The organism is Sanguibacter suarezii NBRC 16159 (assembly GCF_001552735.1).
GTDB classification, from domain to species: Bacteria; Actinomycetota; Actinomycetes; order Actinomycetales; family Cellulomonadaceae; genus Sanguibacter; species Sanguibacter suarezii.
Window position 1 is genome coordinate 80420 of record NZ_BCRT01000008.1, and the last position, 18483, is coordinate 98902.

Annotated in this window: 14 protein-coding genes; 8 read left to right on the plus strand and 6 right to left on the minus strand. The window is 71.8% G+C overall.

Annotated features, from left to right (window positions below; genetic code table 11):
- Position 1: 1 nt before the first annotated feature.
- A complete protein-coding gene (locus SS2_RS03895; protein WP_083941713.1) occupies positions 2-1234 on the plus strand; it encodes a DUF58 domain-containing protein in 1233 nt (410 codons plus the stop codon).
- The gene (locus tag SS2_RS03900) at positions 1231-3690 is read left to right on the plus strand and encodes a transglutaminase TgpA family protein (protein WP_066461256.1); all 2460 of its coding nucleotides are present in this window, start codon (positions 1231-1233) and stop codon (positions 3688-3690) included. Before SS2_RS03895 ends, SS2_RS03900 begins: the two co-directional genes overlap by 4 nt.
- On the opposite strand, the gene SS2_RS03905 is transcribed toward SS2_RS03900, so the two are convergent.
- The 3 genes from SS2_RS03905 to SS2_RS03915 form a co-directional block, all read right to left on the minus strand.
- Positions 3687-4709: a glycoside hydrolase family protein gene (locus SS2_RS03905; protein ID WP_066461258.1), complete on the minus strand. Its 1023-nt coding sequence runs from the start codon at positions 4707-4709 to the stop codon at positions 3687-3689. The genes SS2_RS03900 and SS2_RS03905 overlap by 4 nt on opposite strands.
- Entirely contained in the window at positions 4706-5926 is a 1221-nt protein-coding gene (locus SS2_RS03910) for a Gfo/Idh/MocA family protein (RefSeq protein WP_066461260.1), read from the minus strand. The genes SS2_RS03905 and SS2_RS03910 overlap by 4 nt, the downstream gene beginning before the upstream one ends.
- A 134-nt stretch (positions 5927-6060) precedes the next feature.
- Complete coding sequence (locus tag SS2_RS03915) at positions 6061-7164, minus strand: LacI family DNA-binding transcriptional regulator (protein WP_066461263.1); 1104 nt, start codon at positions 7162-7164, stop codon at positions 6061-6063.
- 161 nt (positions 7165-7325) lie between these two features.
- Here SS2_RS03915 and SS2_RS03920 point away from each other — a divergent pair, with 161 nt between their 5' ends.
- From SS2_RS03920 to SS2_RS03945, 6 genes are all read left to right on the plus strand, one after another.
- Positions 7326-7682 carry an L-rhamnose mutarotase gene (locus SS2_RS03920; protein WP_066461265.1) on the plus strand — a complete coding sequence of 119 codons (357 nt, stop codon included), beginning with the start codon at positions 7326-7328 and terminating at the stop codon, positions 7680-7682.
- A gap of 63 nt (positions 7683-7745) precedes the next feature.
- Positions 7746-8921 (plus strand): L-rhamnose isomerase, encoded by a 1176-nt coding sequence (gene rhaI / locus SS2_RS03925; RefSeq protein WP_066461269.1) that lies wholly within the window; start codon positions 7746-7748, stop codon positions 8919-8921.
- A gap of 1 nt (position 8922) precedes the next feature.
- Positions 8923-10986 (plus strand): bifunctional rhamnulose-1-phosphate aldolase/short-chain dehydrogenase, encoded by a 2064-nt coding sequence (locus SS2_RS03930; protein ID WP_066461270.1) that lies wholly within the window; start codon positions 8923-8925, stop codon positions 10984-10986.
- A gap of 210 nt (positions 10987-11196) precedes the next feature.
- Complete coding sequence (locus SS2_RS03935) at positions 11197-12753, plus strand: rhamnulokinase (protein ID WP_066461271.1); 1557 nt, start codon at positions 11197-11199, stop codon at positions 12751-12753.
- Between the two features lie 127 nt (positions 12754-12880).
- Positions 12881-14434, plus strand: a complete 1554-nt coding sequence (locus SS2_RS18105) for a GAF domain-containing protein (protein ID WP_066461273.1) — start codon at positions 12881-12883, stop codon at positions 14432-14434.
- Between the two features lie 194 nt (positions 14435-14628).
- Positions 14629-15129: a GNAT family N-acetyltransferase gene (locus SS2_RS03945; protein ID WP_066461275.1), complete on the plus strand. Its 501-nt coding sequence runs from the start codon at positions 14629-14631 to the stop codon at positions 15127-15129.
- 69 nt (positions 15130-15198) lie between these two features.
- On the opposite strand, the gene SS2_RS03950 is transcribed toward SS2_RS03945, so the two are convergent.
- The 3 genes from SS2_RS03950 to SS2_RS03960 form a co-directional block, all read right to left on the minus strand.
- Positions 15199-15537, minus strand: a complete 339-nt coding sequence (locus SS2_RS03950) for a branched-chain amino acid transporter permease (protein WP_066461278.1) — start codon at positions 15535-15537, stop codon at positions 15199-15201.
- Complete coding sequence (locus SS2_RS03955) at positions 15530-16279, minus strand: AzlC family ABC transporter permease (protein WP_083941715.1); 750 nt, start codon at positions 16277-16279, stop codon at positions 15530-15532. The genes SS2_RS03950 and SS2_RS03955 overlap by 8 nt, the downstream gene beginning before the upstream one ends.
- A 443-nt stretch (positions 16280-16722) precedes the next feature.
- On the minus strand, positions 16723-18399 hold the full coding sequence (locus tag SS2_RS03960) for a ribonuclease J (protein WP_066461411.1): 1677 nt from the start codon (positions 18397-18399) through the stop codon (positions 16723-16725).
- Positions 18400-18483 lie beyond the last annotated feature (84 nt).

Sequence of the window (18483 nt, forward strand, 5' to 3'; positions counted from 1 at the left end):
GATGACTGCTGCAGCCGACGCCCCGCTCGACCGGAGAGCCTGGGCGGTGACCCGTGCGCGCGCCGTCGCGCAGACCGCCCGTGCCCGCACGGGTGGGCTCTCCGGGCTGGGCTGGGCCGTGCTGCTGACCGGAGCCGCTGCGCTCCTGGTGGGCCGGCACTACGGCTGGGCCGAGCTCGTGGTGGCCGGCTGCGTCCTGCTCATCACCTTTCTCGTGTCCGTGGCCATGACCGTCGGACGGTCCAGCTACGCCGTCGACGTGGACCTGGCCGACCACTTCGTCACGGTCGGTCAGCGCGCCATGGGGCGCATCGAGGTGCGCAACGTCGGCCGACGCCGGCTGCTGCCCGCGCACATCGAGCTGCCCGTCGGCGTCGGGTCCGCGAGCTTCGCGCTGCCGAGCATGGCCGCCTCCGCGGTGCACGAGGAGATCTACGCCATCCCGACCGCCCAGCGGGCTGTGGTCATCGTCGGCCCGGTGCGCTCGGTGCGCGCCGACCCGCTCGGGGTGGCCCGCCGCGCCATGCGCTGGACCGACCCGGTCGAACTGTACGTCCACCCCGCCACGGTCTCCCTCGAAGGCACCCGGGCGGGGCTGCTGCGTGACCTGGAGGGCCAGGCCACCCGCACCATCTCCGACAACGACATGTCCTTCCACGCGCTGCGCGAGTACATCCCCGGCGACGACCGCCGCAACATCCACTGGCGCACCAGCGCCCGCACCGGCACGCTGATGGTGCGTCAGTTCGAGGACACCCGGCGCACGCACACCGCGCTGACGGTCTCGAACGAGACCCGCGACTTCGCGAGCGACCCCGAGCTCGAGCTGGCGGTGAGCGCCTTCGCCTCGATCGGCCTGCAGCTCATCCGGGACGACCTCGAGCTCACGGCGCTGACCTCGACCTCCGAGCTGCGCACCCGCAGCCCCCGGCTGCTGCTCGACGACTGCTCCGCCATCGAGACCACGGTCGTGCCCGACGGCGTCGACCTCGCCCAGCGCGTGGCGCGCGCCGTGCCCAGCGCCTCCATGGCCATCCTCGTCACCGGGTCGGTGCCGAGCGCGGCCGCCCTGCGCCGGTCCGCCTCCGCCATCCCGGCCGGGGTGCGCACGGTGTTCATCCAGTGCGACCCGGGGTCCGAGATCGGCCTGCGGACCCAGGGCTCGCTGTCGGTGGCGACCCTCGGCGAGCTCGGTGACCTGCCCCGGCTGTTGCGACGGCTGGTGGCACCGTGACCGGCACCCGCACCCGCACGAGCGCCGTGCCGACGACCCCCCGGACGCTCACCGCGCCGGACGGGCGCCGCGCCCGCGCGAGCCAGCTCGTCGACGTCGCCGTCATGGCGGTCGCAGTGCTCCTGGCTCTCCTGCCGCTCATCCCGGTCTTCTCACCCGCCGCCGCGATCCCGGCGATCGTCGGCGGGGTGCTCCTCGGTGCGGTCGTGGCTGCCCTGGCCGTGCTGCGGCGCTGGCCGGTGCTCACCACGATCGCCGCGACCATGGTCGCCTTCCTCGTCGGTGGAGGTCCGCTCGCGGTACCGACCACCACCGTGGGCGGGGTGCTGCCCAGCCTCGACTCGCTGGTGGGGCTGGCGCGAGGGGTGGTGACGTCCTGGAAGCAGGTGCTCACCCTCGAGCCGCCGCTCGGTTCCACGGGAAACTCTCTCGTCATGCCGTACGTGCTGGGGCTCGTCGCGGTGGTCTGCGCCGCGCTGGTGGCGGCCGGGCCGGTCGCCCAGGCGGGCCGGCGTTCCCGTGGGACGCGGGCGGCCGCCGCTGCGGGGCCCCGCGCGGTGCGGCTGCTGGTCGCCCCGGCCATCCCGGCCACGGTGCTCGTGCTGTCGATCCTCTTCGGCACCGTCGAGCGCATGCTCGCCACCGTGATCGGTGCGTCGATGACCGTCCTGCTCCTGGTGTGGGCAGCATGGCGGCGCGGGCAGTGGAAGCCGCGGCGGGTCGCCTCGCTCGCCGTGCTCGCCATCCTGGCGGTCGGCGGCGGTGTCCTGGTGGCGCCGGTCGTGGCCGGGGACGTGCCGCGGTTCGTGCTGCGCAGCGTCGTCGTGCCGCCCTTCGACCCGCGTGAGCACCCGAGCCCGCTCGCGGCTTACCGGGCCTTCATCAAGGAGACCAAGGACACCGACCTGCTCACGGTGCGCGGGCTGGCGGAGGGCGACGTGGTGCGCCTGGCGACAATGGACAGCTTCGACGGCGTCGTGTGGAACGTCCTGGGCGACGGCGAGCCGGCTGCGTCCGGCTCCTTCCGCACCGTGGGCGACACCATCCCCACCTCGCTCGACGGGCGCCCGGTGAGCATCGACGTCGAGGTGCACGCCCTGGACGGGGTGTGGCTGCCCACGGTGGGCCAGACCACCGAGATCACCTTCGACGGCGACGACCGCAACAGCGCACGCACGGCCTTCCGCTTCAACGACTCGACCGGCACGGCGGTGCTGAGCACCGGGCTGGACGAAGGGCAGCGGTACACCCTGGAGGGGATCGTGCCGGTCGTGCCCTCGGACGAGGAGATCGGCTCGGCCAGGCCCGGCGACGTCGTGGTCCCCGCACCCCGAGGCGTGCCAGACATCGCGGCGACCCGGTCCTCCGAGGTCACGGCCTCCGCCACGAGCGCCGCGCTGGTGGCCCGCGCCCTGGAGACCTATCTGCACGAGACCGGCTTCTTCAGCCACGGCATCGAGGCGTCGGGGGACTATCCCTCCTTGTCCGGGCACGGCGCGAGCCGCATCACCGAGCTGCTCGGTGGGGAGATCATGGTCGGCGACGCCGAGCAGTACGCCTCGGCGATGGCGCTCATGGCCGGCCAGCAGGGCCTGCCGGCCCGGGTGGTCATCGGCTTCGTCCCCGCCGAGGAGGACCAGGGCGCGGAGTCCATCACCTTCACCGGCGACGACGTCCTGGCCTGGGTCGAGGTCAACTACGCCGGAGTCGGCTGGGTGCCCTACTACCCGACGCCGCCCACCAACCAGACCCCGCAGGACAACGAGGACCCGGTCGAGAAGGACCCGCAGCCGCAGGTGGTCCAGCCCCCGCCGCCGCCGGCCGACCCGGTCGTGCCGCCGAAGGACGACATCGAAGAGCCCAACGTCGAGGCGAACGAGGAGGAGACCCAGACGGGCACGGACATGGGCCGGATCGTGGCGATCACGGCCGCCGTCTCGCTGCCGCTCCTGCTGGTGCTGGTGCCGCTGATGCTGGTGGGGATGGCCAAGCGGCGCCGTCGCCGGCGTCGCCAGCACGCCGCCGACCCGGTCCGCCGGATCAGCGGCGGCTGGGACGAGGTGCTCGACACCGCCCGGGACCACGGCACGCCTCCGCCGCACGACGCCACCCGTCGTGAGACGGCCCGGACGCTGGCAGCCGCCTACCCGCGGATCCCCGCGACCGCGCTGGCCGAGCACGCTGACGCCGCGGTGTTCTCCGGCACGGTGCCGAGCGAGGCCGTGGTGTCCGGGTACTGGCAGACGGTCGACGAGTCGGTCGCGGTCATCACCTCCGACGGCTCGCTGTGGGCTCGCCTGCGCGGGCAGTACGCCGTGGCCTCGCTGCGCGTGGCCCGCAACGACCGTGCCGCCAGCAACGACCGTGCCGCCAGCAACGACCGTGCCGTCAGCAACAGCCGTGCGGCCAGCAGGGCGCGGCGGGCTCGTCGTGGACGAGGCTCCCGCCGCTCCTAGTCGAGCTGGGGAGCCGGGACGTTCTCGCGGTCGCACACCAGGACGCCGTCGACCACCCGCAGCACGGCGACCTGCACCGACGAGCGGCGCTCGGCGGAGGTGGTCTCCCCGAAGGGCGTCTGGGGCGCGCCCGGTGGGGGGACGGGGTGGGTGAAGTAGAAGACGTAGGCGTGGTCAGCATCGACCGGCACGGTGTCCAGGCTCACCGCCCCAGGAACCACGACGTCCGCGTGCAGGCCTATCGACGTGTCCTGCGCCCGGGTTCCGGGGAGGTCGAGGATGAGGCCGTCACCTTCTTGGGCCTGCCAGGTGGTGAGGTCGTCGGAGCGGTAGACCCGCTGCCCTCGCCACTCGTCGACGATCATCCAGAAGGACCCACCGAGGGCGAAGACGTTGGGCCCTTCGTGCGGGCGCCCGGTCAGGACCGGGCCGATCGGCGTCCAGGTGACCAGGTCGTCGCTGTCGGCGGCGTAGGTGTGGGAGTCGGCCGCCTCGTTCTTGAACCACATGCGGTAGGCCGCGGTGCCGGCCGGGGCGCGGGGACCCAGGGACGCGGCGAGGGGGAACACGCACGCGTCGATCACCCGGCGTGAGCCCAGGTCGAGGCGGCTGACGTGGGTCCACGTCACCAGGTCCGGGCTGGTGTAGTGCTCGATGTCCCGGTCGTGACCGGGCCACTCGGTGGGCACGCCGCGGATGTAGGAGACGTACATGTGGTACTCCCCACGGGCCCAGACCACCTCGGGCGCCCAGAAGGTGTTGGTGCCCCACTCGACGTCCAGCCCGTCCAGCGTGCCCCGGTAGAGCCAGGTCCCCCCGCCGTCCTCGCTGACCGCCACCCCGATGGCCGTCCCGTGGACCCAGGCGACGCCGGGGCCCTGCGCGGTGGCGCGGCGCTGGGTGTAGAACATCCACCACTGGCCGAGCTCACGGTTGAAGACGACCACCGGGTCGGTCGCGCCGTCGAAGACCGGGTCGCGGAACAGCGGCGCGGCAGCGGGGGCGCGGTCTGCCGTCATGCGGAGGCCGGGACGCCGACACCCAGCCCGAGCTCGGCCCGCGGGTCGCGGACCGCGCTCTCCAAGGACGTGGCCAGCAGGCCCTCGGCGCGCAGCTCGCCCGCGCTGATCCGGCGACCGCCGGCGTCGGCCGAGGCGTAGATGGCGGTGACGATCTCCAGGGGCCGGCGGGCCGATCCGGCGACGTCGGGCAGGACGGTGCCCTCGCGCAGGGCCCGGAAGGTCTCGCGGATGAGGGGGATGTGCCCGCTCGGCTCGTCGTGGTCGGGGAAGGCCCAGGTGGCGGCCTCGGCGGCGTCGACGATCGGGGCAGGGGTGATCCGCCAGTTCGGGACGGCGTGTCCGTAGAGGTGCTCGACCTCGATGGTCGCCTTCTCGCAGTCGATGCGCACGTGGCTCGTCTCGCGCGGGCACAGCGTGGAGGAGGTGGCCGTGGCCACCACGCCGTTGGCGAAGAGGATGGTCGCGGTCGAGGCGTCCTCCATGTCCGTCGCGCGGTCCAGGCGCCAGGTCTGGGCGCTGATCTCAGCCCAGTCGCCGAGCAGGTGGGCGAGCAGGTCCATCTGGTGGATGCCGTGCCCCAGGGTGGTGCCCCCGCCCTCGGTGGCCCACCTCCCGCGCCAGTCGACGGCGTAGTAGTCGGTCCCGCGGTACCAGAGCGTCTCGCACTGGGCGAGGAGCGGGCGGCCCAGCGCGCCGGAGGTGAGGAGGGCGCGCACGTGCGCGGCACCGGTGCCGGTGCGCTGCTGGAAGATGATGCCGAAGGCCAGCCCGGCGTCGTCGCAGGCCTGCTGCATGTCGTCGAGCTCGGCGAGGGACAGGGCCGGGGGCTTCTCGCACACCACGTGCACCCCCGCGGCGACGGCCTGGAGGGTCTGCTCGCGGTGCAGGTCGGGCGGGGTGCACAGGTGCACCACGTCGACGTCCTCGGCGGCGAGGAGCTCGGCGAGGGTCTCGTAGCGGCCGGGGATGTCGTAGGTGTCGGCGAAGGCGGTGCGGCGCTCGGCGTTGCGGTTGGAGCAGGCGACGGTCACCGCGAGCGGGTCGAGGGCGATCGCCTGGGCGTGCAGGTGGGCGACAGCGCCGGTGCCGATGATCGCCGCGCGGACGGGGCGGTCGTGGCCGATGGCCGGCCAGGGGGCGCGGACGGTCGGTGCGTCCGCGGGAGCCTGGGCGTACGGGTCGAAGGGCAGTGCGGGACGTGCAGAGTCAGACATCGTCGTGTGCTCCGGTCTGTAGGACGGGTGGGTGGTCGGCGGGGATGAAGAGGCTTGAGGTCTTGATGGAACGATTCAATATCGCCTGGTTGGACAGGGGACCGGCGGGCGGACCGGTGAGCGGCCGTCGCCGCTCAGCCCGCGCTGGTGGGCGAGCTGCCGGACGGGTTGCCGGACGAGCTGCCGGACGAGCCGGCCGAGGCGCTGCTGGAGGCGCGGACCACCAGCTCGGGCTGGAACTGCACCTGCTCGGGGCGGAAGCGCTCGCCCTGCTGGTGCTCGGTGAGCAGCAGGTCGGCGGCGCGGTAGCCGAGCTGGTGGGTGGGCTGGCGCACGGAGGTGAGCGGGATCGCGAGCTCCCCGGCAAAGTTGACGTCGTCGTAGCCGACGACGGCCATCTCGCCCGGCATGTCGATCCCGGCTCGGCGCAGCGTGCGCTGCACGCCCAGGGCGACGAGGTCGTTCACGCAGAACACCGCGGTGGGCCGGTCGACGCCGGCGGTCGTGGTGGCCAGCAGGTGCGTCATCGCTGCCTCGCCGCCGTCGGCGTTGAGGGAGGCGGCGGTGACCTCGACGAGGTCGGTGGAGGCGTCCAGGCCCGCGGAGTCGAAGGCGCGCAGCATCCCGGCGTACCGGTCCCCGCACTGGCGGATGGTGTGCACACCGTTGATGAACGCGATGCGGGTGTGGCCCTCGGCGATGAGGTGGCTGCCGGCCAGCTGCCCGCCGACAACGTCGTTGACCGCGGCGGAGGAGATGTCGGGGACAGGGGAGGTCGCGTCGAGCAGGACGACGTTGACGCCGCGGGCGCGCAGCTCGAGCAGCGGCTCGATGTCGTCGCCGGAGGGGACCACGAGCACGCCTTGCACGCCGTGCTCCTCGAAGAGCTTGAGGTAGCGGGCCTCGCGGTCGGGGTCCTCATCCGAGCTCGCGAGCATGAGGGTGTAGTCGTCCTCGGCGAGGCGGTCCTCGATCCCGCGGGCCACCTCGGTGAAGAAGGGGTTGCCGATGTCCAGGACGATCGCGCCCACGGTGGTGATGGTCCCGGCCCGCAGCTGACGGGCTGAGCCGTTGGGCACGAACTGGAGCTCGGAGATGGCGTCCTCGACGCGTTCGCGGGTGGTGGGGGAGACGCGGTCGGGGCGGTTGAGCACGTTGGAGACTGTTCCGACGGAGACTCCGGCCTTGCGAGCGACGTCACTGATGGAGCTGCGTCTGCGAGGGGTGGTCGTGGACACGTCGGGCCTTTCGCTGGGAAGGTGCGCGGACTCGCCATTGAGCCGCGCGGGCTGATCCTATCGGGGCTTGACCCGTCAGGGGCGGTGACCGTACCGTCCCAGAACCGCAATGAACCGATTCACTCAGTATCTCAGATGCTAGCCCACCCCCAGGAGGACCCATGTCCCGCGTGTGTTTTGTCTCCCAGGTCCGCCCCGACCGTCTGGACGAGTACCGGGAACGTCATGCCGCCGTCTGGCCGGAGATGCTTGAGGCGTTGCGAGACACCGGATGGTCGGACTACCGCCTGTTCTTGTCTCCGACGGGGCTGCTCGTGGGCTTCGTGGAGACCGATGACTACGCGGACGCGCAGGCCGCGATGGCGCTGACCGAGGTCAACGCCCGCTGGCAGGCCGAGATGGGGGAGTTCTTCGTCGCTGACGATGCCCGCCCGGACGAGGGGATGATGCTCCTGGACGAGGTGTTCCACCTGGAAGGGCAGCTCGCGGCGGCCGGCTTGGCGACCGAGCGCGCTTGACCCAGGCGCGGATGGCTCCGTAGAGTTCTCTTGAAACGATTCACAACGAGGTGGAGAGCACACATGTCAGCACACGAGCTGAGCCCGCAGGCGCACGCAGCCCTTCTGTCCCAGACGATCGAGCTGCCCTCCTGGGCTTTTGGGAACTCCGGCACCCGGTTCAAGGTCTTCGCCCAGGCTGGCGTCCCTCGTGACCCCTTTGAGAAGATCTCCGACGCCGCACAGGTGAATCGATACACCCAGGCCGCTCCGCGAGTCTCCCTCCACATCCCGTGGGACCTGGTCGACGACTACGAGGCCCTCGCCGCGCACGCCCGCGACAACGGAGTGACCATCGGGGCGATCAACTCCAACCTCTTCCAGGACGACCAGTACATGCTCGGCTCGCTCACCCACCCCGACGCCGTGGTGCGCAAGAAGGCCGTGGACCACCACCTGCAGTGCCTGGACGTCATGCGCGCCACCGGCTCCACCGACCTCAAGCTCTGGCTGCCCGACGGCCTGAACTACCCCGGCCAGGACAGCCTGCGCGGCCGCCAGGACCGCCTCGCGGAGTCCCTCGCCGAGATCTACGCCGCCCTCGACCCCGAGCACCGCCTCGTCATCGAGTACAAGTTCTTCGAGCCGGCCTTCTACTCCATGGACATCCCGGACTGGGGCACCGCGCTGCTGCACTGCCTCGCCCTGGGCGAGCAGGCCGTCGTCGTGCTGGACACCGGGCACCACGCCCCGGGCACCAACATCGAGTTCATCGTCGCCCAGCTGCTGCGCCAGGGGCGCTTGGGCGCCTTCGACTTCAACTCCCGCTTCTACGCCGACGACGACCTCATGGTCGGGGCGGCGGACCCGTTCCAGCTGTTCCGGATCATGCACGAGATCGTCTCGGCCGGTGCCCTCGCCCCGGACTCGGGGGTGAACTTCATGCTCGACCAGTGCCACAACATCGAGCCGAAGATCCCCGCCCAGATCCGGTCGGTGATGAACATCCAGGAGGCGACCGCCAAGGCTCTGCTCGTGGACACCGTCGCCCTCGAGGCCGCACAGACCTCCGGCGACGTGCTCGCCGCCAACGGCGCGCTCATGGACGCCTACAACACCGACGTGCGCGCCCTGCTCGCTGACCTGCGCGAGGAGCAGGGACTGCACCCGGACCCCCTGGCCGCCTTCGCGGCCTCGGGCTACACCGAGACGATCGTGGCCGAGCGCGTCGGTGGCGCGCAGGCCGGATGGGGAGCCTGACATGACCGAGACCACAACCACGCCGGCCGCGGACCTCATCGCCCGCTCCAACCGCCTGGGCGCTGACCCGCGCAACACCAACTACGCCGGCGGCAACACCTCCGCCAAGGGCAGCGAGACGGACCCCGTGACCGGCGAGCCGGTCGACCTGCTCTGGGTCAAGGGCTCAGGCGGTGACCTGGGCACGCTCACCGAGAAGAACCTCGCGGTGCTGCGCCTGGACCGCCTGCGCGCCCTCACCGCCGTCTACCCCGGGGTGGACCGCGAGGACGAGATGGTCGCCGCCTTCGACTACTGCCTGCACGGCAAGGGCGGCGCCGCCCCGTCCATCGACACGGCGATGCACGCCCTGGTCGACGCCGCGCACGTGGACCACCTGCACCCCGACTCCGGGATCGCCCTGGCCACCGCCGCCGACGGCGAGGAGCTCACCGCGCAGTGCTTCGGCGACGCCGTGGTGTGGGTGCCCTGGCGCCGGCCCGGCTTCCAGCTCGGCCTGGACATCGCCGCCATCAAGGCCGCGAACCCGCAGGCCATCGGGTGCATCCTGGGTGGACACGGGATCACCGCCTGGGGAACCACGAGCGAGGAGGCCGAGGCCCGCAGCCTCGCCATCATCACCACCGCCGAGACCTTCATCGCCGAGCGCACCGCGCGCCTGGCCGAGGCGGGCCAGCACCCCTTCGGCGCCCTGGTCCCCGAGAACGCCCCCCTGCCCGACGACGTCCGCCGTGCCAAGGCGGCACGCCTCGCACCCGTGATCCGCGGGCTCGCCTCGACCGACGCACCCCAGGTGGGCCACTTCTGCGACGACGACGTGGTGCTGGACTTCCTGTACCGCGAGCGTCTCGCCCCGCTCGCCGAGCTCGGCACGAGCTGCCCGGACCACTTCCTGCGGACCAAGGTCAAGCCCCTCGTCGTCGACCTGCCGGCCACCGCCAGCGTCGACGAGATCACCGCGCGCCTGGCTGAGCTCCACGAGGCCTACCGCGCCGACTACGCCGGGTACTACGAGCGCAACGCCGTCCCCGGCTCCCCGGCCATGCGCGGGGGTGACCCGGCGATCGTGCTGGTGCCCGGCGTCGGGATGTTCTCCTTCGGCAAGACCAAGCAGACCGCGCGGGTGGCGGGGGAGTTCTACGTCAACGCGATCAACGTCATGCGCGGCGCCGAGGCGATCAGCACCTACGCCCCGATCGACGAGGCGGAGAAGTTCCGCATCGAGTACTGGGCGCTCGAAGAGGCCAAGCTCGCCCGGATGCCCGCGCCCAAGCCGCTGGCCACCCGGGTCGCGCTGGTGACCGGGGCCGGGTCTGGGATCGGGAAGGCGATCGCCGAGCGGCTGGCCGCCGAGGGCGCGTGCGTGGTCATCGCCGACCTCAACATCGAGGGCGCGCAGGCCGTGGCCGACGAGCTCGGCGGGCCGGACGTGGCCATCGCCGTCCGCGCCGACGTGACGAACGAGGACGACGTCGCCGCCCTGGTCGACGCCGCGGCGCTGGCCTTCGGCGGGGTGGACCTCGTGGTCAACAACGCCGGGCTGTCCATCTCCAAGCCGCTGCTGGAGACCACCTCCCAGGACTGGGACCTGCAGCACGACGTCATGGCCAAGGGGTCCTTCCTCGTGGCCCGCGAGGCGGCCCGCGCGATGATCGCCCAGAAGATGGGCGGGGACATCGTCTACATCGCCTCGAAGAACTCCCTGTTCGCCGGTCCCAACAACATCGCCTACTCGGCGACCAAGGCGGACCAGGCCCACCAGGTCCGGCTCCTCGCGGCCGAGCTCGGTGAGCACGGCATCCGCGTCAACGGGGTCAACCCCGACGGCGTGGTGCGCGGGTCGGGGATCTTCGCCGGCGGCTGGGGCGCCAAGCGCGCCGCGGTGTACGGCGTCGACGAGCAGGACCTGGGCGCGTACTACGCCCAGCGGACCCTGCTCAAGCGGGAGGTGCTCCCTGAGCACGTCGCCGCCGCGGTCTTCGCCCTCACCGGGCCGGACCTCTCCCAGACCACCGGCCTGCACATCCCGGTGGACTCGGGGGTCGCTGCCGCCTTCCTGCGGTAGCCCATGCACTGGTCGGGCCCTGCGCCCGGCCGTCACAGCCCGGCACCGAGGACGGCGCCGGGAGACGCAGCCTGTCGCTGCTGAACGGGGGATCGCCACCAGGCGAGTGAGGGAACGACAGGCCAGCCGCCTCAGGCGGTGCCGGGTGCGCAAGCCACCGTCACCGCCTGGCGCGGCGCACCGGGCGGCGACGCCCAAGGACGGACGACAGTGAGCGAGCAGGATGCAGGCGCGGCCTTCGTGGCCGTAGACCTCGGGGCGTCGAGCGGACGGGTGATCGTCGGTCGCGTGCTGGGCGCGCCGGGGGACCAGCGCGTCGAGCTGCACGAGGTCAACCGGTTCCCCAACGGGCCGGTCGAGGTGGGCGGGACGCTGCACTGGGACGTGCTGCGCCTGTACCAGGGCATCACCGACGGCCTGCGCGCCGCCGTCCGCGAGATCCACGCCCGCGGCGACGTCCTGGCCGGGGTGGGCATCGACTCCTGGGCCGTGGACTATGGCCTGCTCGACGCCGACGGCACGCTGCTGGCCAACCCCGTGCACTACCGCGACTCCCGCACCGCCGGAGTCCCTGACCGCGTCTTCGCCCAGATCGACGCGGCCGACCACTACTCCGTCAACGGCCTGCAGACCCAGCCGTTCAACACGGAGTTCCAGCTCGTCGCGGCAGCCCGATCCGCCCAGAAGGCTGCCGCGGCGTCCCTCCTGCTCATCCCGGACCTGCTCGGGTACTGGCTCACCGGGGAGCAGGTCGCCGAGGTGACCAACGCCTCGACCACCGGCCTGCTCGACGTGCGCGCCCGCGACTGGTCCGCGGCCCTGCTCGACCGCCTCGAGGGGGCGTTCGGCGGCGCCGGGGCCACCTTCGCCGAGCTGCTGCCTCCCGTGGTGGAGGCCGGGGAGATCATCGGGACGCTGCTCCCCGCCGTCGCGCAGGCCGCGGGGATCCACGGGCAGGTGCCGGTGATCGCCGTCGGCTCCCACGACACCGCCTCTGCGGTCGTCGCGGTCCCGGCCACGAGCGAGAGCTTCGCGTACATCTCCTGCGGCACCTGGTCGCTCGTCGGGCTGGAGCTGGCCGAGCCCGTGCTCAGCGCGGCCAGCCGCGCAGCGAACTTCACCAACGAGCTCGGTGTGGACGGCACCGTGCGCTACCTGCGCAACGTCATGGGCCTGTGGTTGCTGCAAGAGTCGATCCGCACATGGAACGCCGCCGGCCTGCCCGCGGACCTGCCCGACCTCCTCGCCGCCGCGGCGCAGGTCCCACCGTTGACCACGGTGGTCGACGTCGACGCCCCGGAGTTCCTCGCCCCCGGGGACATGCCCGCACGGATCGCCGCGGCTGCCGAGCGCACCGGGCAGACCCCGCCGCAGTCTCAGGCCGAGACGGTCCGCTGCATCCTCGACTCCCTCGCGCTGGCCTACCGCCGTGCCGTGCGCCAGGCGAGCGAACTGTCCGGGCGAGCGGTCGACGTCGTGCACGTGGTGGGCGGCGGGGTGCGCAACGAGCTGCTGTGCCAGCTCACCGCAGACGCGACCGGGCTGTCGGTGGTCGCCGGACCGGTCGAGGGAGCGGCGCTGGGCAACGTCCTGGTCCAGGCCCGGGCGGTCGGTGCGCTCACCGGAGACCTCGCGGCGCTGCGCGCGGTGGGGGCCCGCGGAGTCGAGCTGCGGCGCTACGTCCCCGGCGGCGGGACGGCGCCGGTGGCCGACGAGCACTGGGAGGCCGCAGCGCGTCGCCTGCACGGCCCGGTGCGGACGCCGTGATCAGGAACGACGCCCTGAGCGTCGCTCCCGCTGGTTGATCGCTCAACCAGTACTCTGAGGGCCGTTCTGCCGTAGAGATCGCTCTGGGCAGCTGTGCTGGCAGCGCCAGAGACACCGGAGGACCACCATGTTCGGGCGACGCACGAGCACAGCTGTCACAGACCTCACCCGCGACCTCGACCAGGCGCGCGCCGACAACGCCGCGGTGCTCGCCGTCGTCGAGGCGGTCTCCACCGCGGGCTCCTCCCACGACGCGATCCAACGCGTGCTCGAGGTGGTCCGGGAGCGGTTCGGCTGGACCTACGGCTCCTGCTGGCGGATCGCCGGGGACCGGCGCGAGCTCGTCTTCGCCCAGGAGTCCGGGGACGCCGGGGACGAGTTCCGCGAGGTCACCCGGACGGCGTCCTTCCGCGAAGGAGTGGGGCTGTCCGGGCGGGCCTGGGCCGCCCGCGACCTCGTCGTCGTCGCAGACCTGGCCGAGCTCGTCGACTGCGTCCGGGCCCCGGCTGCCCGGCGCAGCGGGGTGCGTGGGGGCATCTGCTTCCCGCTCGTCGAGGACGGCCAGGTCACCGGGACGATGGACTTCTTCACCACCGACCACCTGGTGCTGTCCGAGCAGCGGGAAGAGACCCTGCGCAGCATCGGCACCCTGGTCTCCCAGGCCCTCGAGCGCGCCGTCGTCGCCGAGGGGCAGAGACGCGACAGCCAGGACCTGGCCGCGGTGGGCGACGTCGTGCGGGTGGTCTCCTCCGCGACGTCGCGCTCGCAGGCGCTGCGCCGCGCGCTGGACACCATCCGGGCCGACTTCGGGTGGGACTACGGGTCCTGCTGGATCATCGAGGACGGCGATGACGTCCTGCGCTTCGCGGAGGAGTCCGGCGACGTCGGCGAGGACTTCCGCGCCGTGACGCGCTCGGCGACCTTCCAGGAAGGGGTCGGGCTCGCGGGGCGGGCCTGGAGCTCACGGGACCTGGTGTTCGTCGCCGACCTCGCCGAGGTGACCGACTGCGTCCGCGCCCCCGTGGCGGGGCGCGCCGGTGTGCGCTCAGGGGTGTGCCTGCCGATCCTCGTGCACGGCGCGGTGGTGGGGACGATGGACTTCTTCGTCACCTCCACCCTCACCCTGTCACCCGGGCGCGTCGAGGCGCTGCGCAGCACCGCGCTCCTCGTGGGACAGGCCCTGGAACGGATCGACGCCGCGGTGCGCCTGACCGCCGCCGGGCGCGAGCTGGTGACCTCGATCGAGAAGGTCTCCACCAACATCACCGCCGCCACTGCCGTGGCCACGAGCGGGCAGGGGCTCACCGAGGCCGCGAATGTCGAGGTCGCCCGGCTGGGCGAGTACTCCGGCGAGATCGGTGACGTCGTGGACGTCATCAGCCGGATCGCCGCGCAGACCAACCTGCTCGCGCTCAACGCGGCCATCGAGGCGGCCCGGGCGGGGGAGTCAGGGCGCGGCTTCGCCGTCGTGGCGAAGGAGGTCAAGGACCTCGCCGACGAGACCGCCCGGGCGACCACCGACGTCAGGCACCGGGTGGCCACCATCCAGGACCTCGTGGCCGACGTCGTCCGCTCGCTCGCCGGGATCGGGGCTGCGGTCTCGCAGATCTCCGACACCCAGGCGGCGATCGGTGAGGTGCTGGCCGAGCAGGCTGAGGTGACCCGCGCCATCGTCGCCTGACCAGGCTGGGCTGGCCGATCTGTCTGATCCGCATGACCTGATGCTGGCCGGGCCCTGGGATTCTCTGGTGCTTGCTCGACCAATCCCTGTGTGCGGAGCGCGAGGAGGTGTGGGGCAGGACTGCCAGACGTAAACGTCAGGACGTGGAACGGTCCAGGCTGGGTGATTGGGCATCGCTCGTTTACCGTGAAGCCATGACAACGCAACCTGTGGCTGACTCGCGCCCTGAAGTCACTCTGCGTCGCGTCCGAGGGACCGACCTCGAGGCCTTCTTCCAGATGGAACGAGACCCCGAGGCCTGCTGGATGGCCGCGTTCACCGCCAAGGACCCCTCCGACCGCGTGCTCTTCGACGCGCGCTGGGCCCTGCTGCTCGACGACCCGCAGGTCACCGCTCGCACCATCTGCGTCGACGGGCTCATCGCCGGGTCCGTCATGACCTACATCGAGGACGGCGAGACCGAGATCACCTACTGGATCGCCCGGGAGTACTGGGGGGCCGGGGTGGCGAGCACGGCGCTGACCCTCTTCCTGGCCGAGGTCACCGACCGTCCGGTGAACGCCCGGACCGCCAAGGACAACGCCGGGTCGCTCGCGGTGCTCAGCCGCCAGGGCTTCGAGATCGTCGGCGAGAACAAGGACTTCGCCAACGCCCGCGGCATCATGGTCGAGGAGTACCTGCTCCGGCTGTCCTGAGCGTCGGGTGGGGCGGGTGCGCCGTCGGCCTACCCTGCGGCCTCGCCGTCGGACTGTCGGGCCGTCGGCCTACGCCGCCGTCGCCATGACGGTGTTGACCAGGACGACGTAGGTGCCGGTCCCGACGAGGATGCTCACCAGCGCGTTGCGCCGCCACAGGTGCAGACCGATGGTCACGGCGAGGGCGACAGCCTCCGGCAGGCCGTGCCAGCCCGACGTCAGCGGCACGGTGCGCAGGGTGTACACGACGAGGATCAGCATGATCCCGACCGGCATGTACCGGCTGAGGAAGGCGATGTACGGCGAGGCGCGCAGCGGCTCGAGCACCGCGAAGGGCAGTGCGCGCAGGGCGAAGGTGATGACGAAGATCGTCGTCAGCGCGGCGAGGACGTAACCGGCGCTAGGCACGGGTGCCCTCCTCCACGGCCGTGCCGGCTGCGGATACCCCGCCCGGTCGGCGGCCGGCTCGGCGGCCGGCTCGGCGGCCGAGCAGGAACCGCGCGGTCAACGCCACGACGAAGAGGCCCATGGCCACGACGAGCATCTGGTCCGGGGCCACCACGAGCGCGATGAGCGCCGAGAGCAGGGCGAGGATCGGTGAGGGGACGTCCCGGGTGACCCGGAAGGCGTCGATGGTGAGGACCGTGAACAGGGCGGTCAGGGCGAAGTCCATGCCCCGCGGGATCGTGGGGAGCGCGGTCCCCAGGAGTGCCCCGAGGATCCCGCCGAGCACCCAGTAGCCCTGGCACTGCAGCTGCATCCACAGGATCCGGGCCGTGCTGCGCTCGGCTGCGGGGACGTGGTGGGCGAGGGCGTAGGCCTCGTCGGTCAGCGCGTACATGCTGTACGTCTTCGCCGCCCGGCCGCGGACGGCCTGGAGCGGGAAGGACAGGGCGTAGAACACGTGCCGGAAGTTCACCAGCACGGTCGCCAGGGCGATCTGCGCCAGCGGAGTCATCGCCACGATGAGCCCGATCGCGAGGAACTCGAGCGACCCGGCGTAGATGAAGATCGAGAACAGCGGCGCCCACCACCAGGCGAGCCCGGCCTGGACCACGAGCAGCCCGAAGGCGATGCCCAGCGGCACGAGGGCCACACCGACTCCGGCGGTGTCCCTCAGGGCGCGCAGGAACGGTCGAGTCGACGGCATCCCCCCACGCTACCCGCGCCCACCCCCCACCCCGCCCCCGTACCACCATCCGTCCACCATCCGACCCACTCGCCCCGCTCACCCGCCACCCGACCCGCCCGCCCGCCCTCCCTCCCCTCGAGGGCGTGAGTTTGGTGGCTGTGCGTGCCTTTGAAGGCGCGCACAGCCACCAAACTCACGCACTCGGCGAGCTGGCGGCGAGGGGGCTGAGGCGGAAACGGGAGGTGGGAGCTGGGAGGCGGGAGCCGACGTCGGGCAGGCGCGGGGCGGGAGCCGACGTCGGGCAGGCGCGCGGGGGAGGTCGGCTGCCGGGCATCGGGGCGAGCTCGGCGGGGACGGCGGAGGTTTGGGCGGGGACGACAGAGGCGCTGGGGGACCGGAGGGTCCGCCCAGCGCCTCGGGGCTCCGCGTGAGCTCAGCTCACGCGGAGGAGGTGGTGCAGGTCAGGCGTCGACGACGATCGCGTTGACCAACGGCTCGCGGCGGTACTTGCGCTGCAGCCAGCGCGAGACGGCGCGGGCGATGGTCGCCTCGAGGCGGTCGATGTCCCCGACGTCCTTCTTCGGGATCTGGGCGAGCGCCTTCTCGATCTCGATGACGGCGTCGTCGAAGGTGTGCCCGTCGTGGACGAACCCGCGGGTGATGAACTCCGGGGTCTCGGCGAGGACGCCGAGGTCGAGGTCCACGAGCGCGAGGACGGTGACGATGCCCTTTGACCCGAGCGCGCGGCGCTCGGCGAGGGTGTCCTCGGTCGCGGTGCCCACGGTCTGGCCGTCGACGTAGACGTAGCCGGCCGGGACCTTGCCGGTGATGGAGACCTTGCCCTTGAACAGGTCGACGACCGTCCCGTCCTGGGCGATGACGACGTTGTTCTCCGGCACGCCGGTCTTGACCGCGAGCTCGCCGTTGGCGCGCAGGTGGCGAGACTCACCGTGGATCGGCATGACGTTCTTCGGCTTGACGATGTTGTAGCAGTACACGAGCTCGCCGGCGCTGGCGTGGCCGGAGACGTGCACCTTGGCGTTGCCCTTGTGGACGATGTTCGCGCCCAGGTCGATCAGGGAGTTGATGACGCGGTAGATCGCGTTCTCGTTGCCCGGGATGAGCGAGCTGGCGAGCAGCACGGTGTCACCCTCGTCGACCTTGATGACGTGGTCGCCCTTGGCCATGCGGGACAGCGCGGCCATCGGCTCGCCCTGGGACCCGGTGCACACCAGGCAGATCTTGTTCGGCGGCATCGACTCGAGCTTCTTGAGGTCGACGACGAGCCCCTGCGGGATCTTGAGGTAGCCGAGCTCCTCGGCGATCCCCATGTTGCGGACCATCGAGCGGCCCACGAAGGCGACCTTGCGGCCGGACTCGTGCGCGGCGTTGAGGACCTGCTGGATGCGGTGCACGTGGCTGGCGAAGCTCGAGACGATCACGCGGCGCGGGGCCGTGCGGAAGACCTTGTCGATCGCCGGGATGAGGTCCTGCTCGGACATCGTGAAGCCGGGGACCTCGGCGTTGGTCGAGTCCGTCATGAACAGGTCGACACCCTCTTCGCCGAGCTTGGCGAAGTGGTTGAGGTCAGTGATCCGGGCGTCCAGGGGGAACTGGTCCATCTTGAAGTCACCGGTGTTGAGCACGAGGCCCGCACGGGTGCGGATCGCGACAGCCAGGGCGTCGGGGATGGAGTGGTTGACCGCGACGAACTCGAGGTCGAAGGGCCCCTGCTTGGAGTGCCCGCCGGCCTCGACCTCGATCGTGCGAGGACGGATGCGGTGCTCCTTGAGCTTGGCCGTGATGAAGGCCAGGGTGAGCTTGGAACCGATGATGGGGATGTCCGCGCGCTCCTTGAGCAGGTACGGCACACCACCGATGTGGTCTTCGTGGCCGTGCGTGAGCACGATGGCGACGACGTCCTTGAGACGGTCCCGGATCGACGTGAAGTCGGGGAGGATGACGTCGATGCCCGGCTGGTGCTCCTCGGGGAAGAGGACGCCGCAGTCGACGATGAGGAGCTTGCCCTCGAACTCGTAGACGGTCATGTTGCGGCCGACCTCGTTGAGGCCGCCGAGGGGGACGATGCGCATGGCGCCGCGAGGCAGCGCGGGCGGGGCGCCGAGGGTGAGCTTCATGGAGTTGAGCAAGTTTTCTACCTTCAAACTACTGATGGCCCGGGAAGGGCCGGTCGGTCAAAACAGAGGTCTGTGTGTGGCCGG